General features: G+C 52.7%; 3 protein-coding genes and 1 pseudogene. 1 reads left to right on the top strand and 3 read right to left on the bottom strand.

The genetic code is table 11. The features are described from left to right. The 3 genes and pseudogenes from IQ219_RS18050 to gmk form a co-directional block, all read right to left on the bottom strand. Window positions 1–570, bottom strand: a pseudogene (locus tag IQ219_RS18050) (glycosyl transferase family 1); the annotation flags it as partial. A 53-nt stretch (window positions 571–623) separates the two neighbouring features. Further along, complete coding sequence (locus tag IQ219_RS18045) at window positions 624–1955, bottom strand: histidine phosphatase family protein (RefSeq protein WP_194018896.1); 1332 nt, start codon at window positions 1953–1955, stop codon at window positions 624–626. Between the two features lie 66 nt (window positions 1956–2021). Continuing rightward, window positions 2022–2609 carry a guanylate kinase gene (gmk, locus tag IQ219_RS18040; RefSeq protein ID WP_194073522.1) on the bottom strand — a complete coding sequence of 196 codons (588 nt, stop codon included), beginning with the start codon at window positions 2607–2609 and terminating at the stop codon, window positions 2022–2024. Between the two features lie 269 nt (window positions 2610–2878). Between gmk and IQ219_RS18035 the strand changes: the two genes are divergently transcribed. After that, on the top strand, window positions 2879–3584 hold a 706-nt coding region (locus IQ219_RS18035), incomplete at its 3' end, for an efflux RND transporter periplasmic adaptor subunit (RefSeq protein WP_194073521.1).

Genomic DNA, 3584 nt, shown 5'->3' with positions numbered 1-3584 from the left:
ATTCCAGTGATGACGATAATCATTAATCAATTCCGTAATTGGTTTGGTAGCCCGTTCTAAAAGTGCATAGCCAAGGCGATTCCGCAGTTGCCCCAACCAATTAGGAGCGTATGGCCAAGGGGTGGCACAGGGGGGGATAGTGGGCTCACGATTAAGCGCCACAGCACTACAGATTGTGACAAAAGGAATACCAAGGTGATCGGCAATGGTGCCCCCTTCCTGGGAAACTTGATCGACCAATAGAACTTCCACACCAGCCTTGGTTATCACCCCAGGGGCTTCCTTAAAAAAGGCTTCTGTTTTTTTTGTGATCATGGCCACAGTGCATTGCAACGCCTTCAGCCCACTGAGTTTCCCCAACCGGGCCATAAACTCTATTTGGGCACCCAAGGGAAATTCCTCTACGGCGATCGCCTGAAAATCCAGACCGGCCGCTAGGGTTTTAGCCTGGGCATCCAACACCCCAAACATGGTCACGGTGTGACCCCGCTGTTGCAACTCCTTGCCTAAGGGCAACATGGTGTTGAGGTGCCCCGTTGTTGCTGGACAGAGTAGGCCGAAGTGAGTCATGGCAAAAAGTAGTTAGGGAACTAATGGGAGCATCACCTGCCCGTTCAACAGGTCTATAGGGCCCCGGCGGCGGTCTGATCCAACACTGTCCCCAAATGGCCCATTAAGTTAATGGCTTGAATAACCGGGGGTTTATCCAAACCCTGGGGATAATCAATGACGCTCACCCCGCCATTGCCCTGTTTAATCTGCCAAAAATGGGCTGGGGATAACCCCAATAAATAGGCCAAAATCACCTTGTTAATGGCATCGTGGGCCACCACAATTCCCACCGTGGAGCCATCCCCCTGGCTATAGAATTTGACCCGTTCCTGCCAACAGGCGATCGCCCGGTCCCAAACTTGTTGTAAATTTTCCCCTTCTGGCATTTGCACCGTGGCGGGGGCATCCTTCCACTGTTGCAGTAAACCAGGGTATTCCGCTTCAATTTCTGTTTCTAGTTTCCCTTCCCATAACCCGTGGCAAATTTCTGTCAATTCCGGTTGTAAATCCAGGGTGACAGCGGGATGATATTGCAGAATAATCTCCGCCGTTTCCTTGGGCCGAGCCATGGGACTGCTGATACCTAGGTTGATCGGTATATTCTTGAGAAACTCTGCCGCCTTTTGAGCTTGGTTTTTACCATTTTCGTTCAAGGGAATATCCCGAATGCCTTGGAAACGTCCTTCCCGATTCCATTGGGTTTCCCCATGGCGAATGAGCAGTAACCGCAGGCGATTATTCTCCTTACGGGGAGGGGGGAGGGGGACTCCCATATGGGCCGTTTGGTTGAGGGACTCTAGTTGCACTGGATCGCCCCAGCCACCGCTAAAGTTCAACACGTTAATGTTGCAGTTGGACTGTTGTAGGCGCTGATAATGGGAAGCCGGCATGCCAATGGCACTCATTAACAGGCAACGGTTAATGCCATTGTGGGCCACAATCAGCAAGGTTTGCCCGGCCGCATCGGCTAACACATCCTGCCAAAACCTTTGAGCCTGGGCGTAGAGGGCGGCAACGGGGTAATACTCGGCCCCGTCCACTGTCATGGCGAGCTGATCTGGAGCTTCATGCCAAAGACAGTATTCCACCGGATATTGATTGGCCACATCCTCCTTAGTCATTTTTTCCCAGAGGGGCAGGTTGACCTCCAATAAATTTTCGCTGGGGACCAATGCCGGGGGTTGGGCAAAGCTGGCTTGGATGATCTGGGCGGTTTCCTTGGCCCGGCGCAGGGGACTGCAATAGATTTTGTCGATCGCCAGGGAGCCTAGGGTTTGCCCTACTTTTTGGGCATCGGCCTTACCCTTGTCGGTGAGCACTGATAGATCACTGCGACCTTGAATGCGTTTTTCTGCGTTATAGGTGCTCTGCCCGTGGCGAACAATGATGACCCGAGTAGCCAATCCCCCTGCCTCCTGAACGATAAAATCAGACCAATTTTACAGGGTTGGGGTGGCACTGGCCGTATTTTAATCCCGGGGCTGGTTCCCTTCCTCAATTAGATCAATTAAGCAATGCAATGCCCGGTCCAAATCATCATTCACCAGTTGGTGGTCAAATTCCACCGCCGCCTGCAATTCCTGCTGGGCCTGGGCTAAACGCTTGGCGATCGCCGTTTCACTGTCGGAACCCCGGCCCCGTAACCTTTCCTCCAGCACCTCCACGGAAGGGGGCAAAATAAAAATCCGTCGGGCGGAGGGAAAAGTTTGTTTAATTTGCCGGGCTCCCAGCACTTCGATCTCCAGCAACACAGTTTTACCCTGGGCGATCTGGGCTTCCACCGGTTGCCTGGGAGTACCGTAATAGTTGCCCGCATACTCAGCCCATTCCAGTAGTTTTTCCTCCCCAATCCAGGTTTGAAACTCTTCCTTGCTCAAAAAATAGTAGGACTGCCCGTCTTCTTCCCCAGCCCTTGGCGATCGGGTGGTGGCAGAAATGGACAAAAACCAATGGGGGTGCCGCTCCAGCAGTAGTTGTACCAACGTCCCCTTACCCACACCACTGGGGCCCGTTAGCACAATCAATTGTCCTTTTGCTGGGGTTTGGTCTGGGGCCATGGAGCTTAACAACTACTTAATTAAGGAAGGTGAATAATTCTGATAACCCTGGGGCAGGGATAGGGAAGCAAAAACTAAGGCTAGATAGCAACAAAGGGAGCCAATGTTAAGCAACCTCTGGTTGACCGGGGCTTTTTAGTAGGAACAACCTTAAAATCCCCAAATACTCCCTAAGAACGAAGCGCCCTGGGGGAAAGATCCGCTACCCTGGGGTTTTGCGTCCGTGTAAACTTTTCTTAAAGATTAGCCCATTTAGTCCCCCCTTACCCATGACTGAGCCCCCCGTACTGCACGAAACTCATCCGGAATCGGAAAAGGAACAAAGCATTGGTAAACAAAATTTGTCCTTTCAGCCCATTCCCCAGGCTTCCAAACCAGGCAAACGACTCTGGCTAGTGGTGGGGGCCTTAATTTTGCTGGGGGGCGGTGGTTATTGGTGGTTTCAGTCCCGTTCCGGTGGCCCTCCCGGAGGAGCCATGATGGGTCAAATGCCGCCAGCCCCTGTGAAATGGCAGGTGTTAGAACCCACTGAAGTTAGGGATTTCACTACGTTGATGGGAACGTTGGAAGCGCCCAAGGGCATGGAAATTGATTCAGAAATTGATGGGCGGGTCCAAGAAATTTTAGTCAGGGAAGGGCAACGGGTACAACAGGGGCAGGTTTTGTTTCGCATCGATAACGATGTCCTCCAAACCGAGTTATTGGAAGCCCAGGCTAATTTAGCGGCGGAAAGGGCCCAATTGGCTGAGTTGGAGGCGGGCAGTCGTCAGGAAGATATTGCGGCGGCGGAGGCCCAGTTACGTCAAGCTCAAACCCGTTTAGCCAATGCCAAGGGAGGATCTAGCCCGGAAGAAATTGCCCAGGCCCAAGCCCAGTTGGATTCCACCAAGGCGGGGGCGGAATTGGCCAGTGAGCGGGTGCGCCGGTTTCGTAATCTGCGGGACCAAGGGGTGATTTCCCTCGATGCCTATGATC

Origin of the sequence: Synechocystis sp. LEGE 06083 (assembly GCF_015207725.1) — a bacterium.
Taxonomy (GTDB): Bacteria; Cyanobacteriota; Cyanobacteriia; order Cyanobacteriales; family Microcystaceae; genus Synechocystis; species Synechocystis salina.
Note: the sequence above shows the minus strand (reverse complement) of the source record. Positions and strands in the feature narration are given on the sequence as shown.

Coding starts and splice junctions, on each gene's coding strand:
- gmk (WP_194073522.1), bottom strand. CDS start 2,609: ATGGCCCCAGACCAAACCCCAGCAAAAGGACAATTGATTGTGCTAACG.